4 protein-coding genes are annotated in these 3,884 nt (G+C 49.1%); all 4 read left to right on the forward strand.

Annotation, left to right across the window (positions count from 1 at the left end):
- Positions 1–129 precede the first annotated feature (129 nt).
- Positions 130–1,233, forward strand: a complete 1,104-nt coding sequence (recF, locus tag B2633_RS16590) for a DNA replication/repair protein RecF (RefSeq protein ID WP_483171794.1) — start codon at positions 130–132, stop codon at positions 1,231–1,233.
- Between the two features lie 2 nt (positions 1,234–1,235).
- Complete coding sequence (remB, locus tag B2633_RS16595) at positions 1,236–1,487, forward strand: extracellular matrix regulator RemB (RefSeq protein ID WP_481041966.1); 252 nt, start codon at positions 1,236–1,238, stop codon at positions 1,485–1,487.
- 3 nt (positions 1,488–1,490) lie between these two features.
- Positions 1,491–3,398, forward strand: a complete 1,908-nt coding sequence (gene gyrB / locus B2633_RS16600) for a DNA topoisomerase (ATP-hydrolyzing) subunit B (RefSeq protein WP_483171795.1) — start codon at positions 1,491–1,493, stop codon at positions 3,396–3,398.
- Positions 3,399–3,426: 28 nt separating this feature from the next.
- Positions 3,427–3,884: DNA gyrase subunit A (locus B2633_RS16605; protein WP_483171796.1), on the forward strand; the 458-nt coding region annotated here is incomplete at its 3' end.

Below are 3,884 nucleotides of genomic sequence, written 5' to 3' on the forward strand. Positions count from 1 at the left end.
TGTCTTTTTCAGGATTTTTTATCATGGCCGGCCCCAGCGAACCGGATAAAAAATCCTGAAAAAGACAATTATATCTATATCCTGGTACCTCTGAGAACCAGCAGCTAAAGAGGGAGTGAGATTGGCCTTTTGCGATTAAATGAGATCCGCCTCAACCAGTTTCGCAACCTTATCCAGGTGCAATTCCAGCCCGAGTCAGGTTTAAATATTCTGAGTGGTGCCAATGCTCAAGGTAAGACCAACATATTGGAAGCGGCGTATTTTCTGGCTACCACTACGACTTTTCGCAGCGGCAAGGAAGCTAATTTGATCAACCATCAGGCTTCGCGCTGTTCGCTTCAGGCCCTTTACGAAAAAGAGGAGCGTAAGCTCGAGAGCCGCATCGGTTTGGATAGGGAAAAAGGCAAGGTTTTTGAAATTAACAGTAAAAAAGCCCATCGCAACCATGCTGATCGTCTGAGAGTGGTGTTGTTTACTCCAGACGATTTGTATTTGATAAAAGGCAGCCCGGCCAGGCGCCGGGAGTTTATTGATTTTGCTCTAGGTCAGATTTCACGGCCTTATGCCTATGAAATCAGTAATTACCAGGGATTGCTGAAGCGACGCAATGAAATGCTGCGTAAAGAACAGGGCAAAAGCAGGGTATTTGCCATAACTGATGAACTTTTCGTAAAGAGCGCTGCCGAGGTTGCCTTAAGCCGGATCCGCTTTGTGCATCGCTTGCAGGAGGCTGCCAGGTCCATTTATCGGCGCCTCGGCGGTGAATCTGAAAGTCTCCATTTGAGATATGCACTGTCTTTTCCGGTAGATAGTGATACAATTAACCTGGATATTCTCAGGGAACACTTGCTCCGTGCCGGGCATGAGAAAAGAACCCTGGAAACAATAAGAAGAGTAAGTTTAATAGGGCCGCATCTGGATGATCTCAATATTTATCTGGATGATAGGCTGGCCCGATTATTCGCATCGCAGGGACAACAACGCAATCTGGTCGTGGTCTTAAAATTGGCCGAGATCCATGCATTTGCTGACATCAGCGGATATTATCCCCTGTTTTTACTGGATGAAGTTCTGGCGGAATTGGATCAACACCGCAAAGCATTATTGCTGCAAGAACTCGCTCAGGCTGATTATCAGTCCTTTTTAACCTCCGTTGAGACCATATCTGCGGTTCCGTTCCAGGCCAGCAGTTATCTGGTGAGAAATGGAACCATTGCGCGAAAGGAGTTGTAACCATGTATATTCATCTCGGCAATAACTATATCATCTCCGCACCCAGTATTATTGCCATTTTGAATTATGAGCCTCCGGTATCAACCGATGTCCGTGATATCGTGGAAATTGCCCGGATGGAAAAAAATCTGGTCAGTATCAGTGAGAAGGGCAAGGAAAAAGCGGTCGTTATCTGTGACGACAAAGTGTACCTTTCGCCTATATCCTCCATTACCCTGTACAAGCGGGTATTTCATCACTTGAAGGAGGCATAATGCGTGCAAAACGGTAACAGTGAATATAATGCGGCCGACATTCAGGTCTTGGAAGGCTTGGAAGCAGTCCGCAAGCGTCCGGGAATGTATATCGGCTCTACCGGTTCCCGGGGGCTGCATCACCTGGTTTTCGAAATTGTGGACAACAGCATAGATGAGGCGGTTGCCGGTATCTGCGATTCCATAGAGGCGACCATACATCCCGGCAACCGGGTAACGGTTTGTGATAACGGACGCGGCATCCCGGTGGATATCCATCCCACCGTAGGAATCCCCGCCCTGGAAGTGATCATGACCACCCTGCATTCCGGCGGCAAATTCGGGGGCAGCGGATACACCATTTCAGGAGGTCTTCACGGGGTGGGTTTATCGGTGGTAAATGCCCTCTCCAGCGAAATGGAAGTCAAGGTACGCAGGGATAACCTGATATACCGGCAGTGTTATGAAAAAGGCAATCCCGTCAGCTCCCTGGAGGTATGCGGGGAAACCGATGAGACTGGTACCAGCATCAGTTTTCTGCCTGATGCCGAAATATTTGAAGAGACCGTTTTCGATCGGGAAATCATCATCCAGCGCTTAAGGGAGCTGTCATTTCTAAACCGGGGCCTTCGCATCAAGGTGAGCGACCTGCGGGAGGAGGAGCCTTACCAGAAGGAATTTTTCTATTCCGATGGGTTGCGTGATTTTATCACTTATGTAAATAAAAACAAAGAGATCATCAATGAAAAGCCGCTTTATTTTGAGACCCAAAAAGATGATGTGATTGTACAGGTGGCGGTTCAATACAATACCGGGTACAGTGAAAACCTGTATTCGTTTACCAACAATATCCGCACCCAGGAAGGCGGCACCCATGAAGTGGGCTTTAAAAACGGTTTAACCCGGGTTATCAACGACTACGCCCGCAAACATAATTTAATCAAGGACAATGACGGCAATCTCTCCGGTGAGGATATCCGTGAAGGCATGGCCGCCATCGTGTCGGTCTTGCTCAAAGACCCTCAATTTGAGGGACAAACTAAAACCAAGCTTGGCAACACTTATATTCGCGGCATCGTAGAAGGCGCCCTTTACGAAAACATGACCTATTTCTTGGAAGAAAATCCGCCTTTGGCCAAGAAGCTTCTGGATAAAGCCATCTCAGCACGCCGGGCCCGGGAGGCAGCCCGCAAAGCCCGGGAATTAACGCGCCGCAAGAGCGCCCTGGAAAGCACCACTCTTCCTGGCAAACTGGCCGATTGCAGCAATAAAAACCCGGCCTTGTGTGAGCTGTATATCGTGGAGGGCGATTCCGCAGGAGGTTCGGCCAAACAGGGACGAGACCGCGATTTCCAGGCTATTTTGCCCTTGCGCGGCAAGATCCTCAATGTGCAGAAATCCCGGCTGGACAAAGTGCTGTCAAATGAAGAGATCAAAGCCTTGATCACCGCCATCGGCACCGGTATATCCGAAGATTTTGAGATTAAGAAAGCGCGCTATCACAAGCTCTTTATCATGACTGATGCCGATGTGGACGGTTCGCATATCCGGGTCTTGCTTTTGACCTTTTTCTATCGCTATATGCGCGAGTTGATTGAAAACGGCTATGTATATATCGCCCAGCCGCCTCTGTACGGCCTGAAGCGGGGCAATGATATCCATTATTTCCACAATGATGAGGAGATGAACCTCTTCCTGCAAAACAGTGACAAGAAATGGGCGGTGCAGCGCTACAAAGGCCTGGGGGAAATGGATCCCGAACAGCTCTGGGATACCACTATGAATCCGGAAAACCGCACCATACTGCAGGTGAATATTCAGGATGCCATGCAGGCCGATGCTATTTTTTCCGATCTGATGGGCGACAATGTGCAGCCCCGCCGGGAGTTTATCGAAGCCAATGCCAGATATGTAACTAACCTTGATATATAGGGAGGTGTGATGAGTGGGAGAAGCTAACCTGTTTGATCGGGTAGTGCCGATCGATATAGAAAAAGAAGTTCAAAAATCATTCCTGGAATACTCTATGAGCGTAATCGTGTCGCGGGCTATACCGGATGTCAGGGACGGCCTCAAACCAGTGCACCGCCGCATTCTCTACGCTTTATATGACATGGGCATGACCCATGACAAGCCCCATAAGAAATCAGCCAACATCGTGGGAGAAGTGATGGGTAAATACCATCCTCACGGGGATGCGGCTATTTACGACACCATGGTTAAAATGGCCCAGGATTTCGCGATGCGTTATCCTTTGATCGACGGGCACGGCAACTTCGGTTCGGTGGACGGCGACTCGGCTGCAGCCATGCGTTACACCGAAAGCCGCATGTCCAAAATCGCTGCGGAGCTGTTGCGCGATATAGAAAAAGACACCGTGGACTGGCGCCCCAATTATGATGATTCCCGCCAGGAACC

The organism is Syntrophomonas sp. UBA1041 (assembly GCF_002316705.1).
In the GTDB taxonomy this organism is placed as follows: Bacteria; Bacillota; Syntrophomonadia; order Syntrophomonadales; family Syntrophomonadaceae; genus DTU019.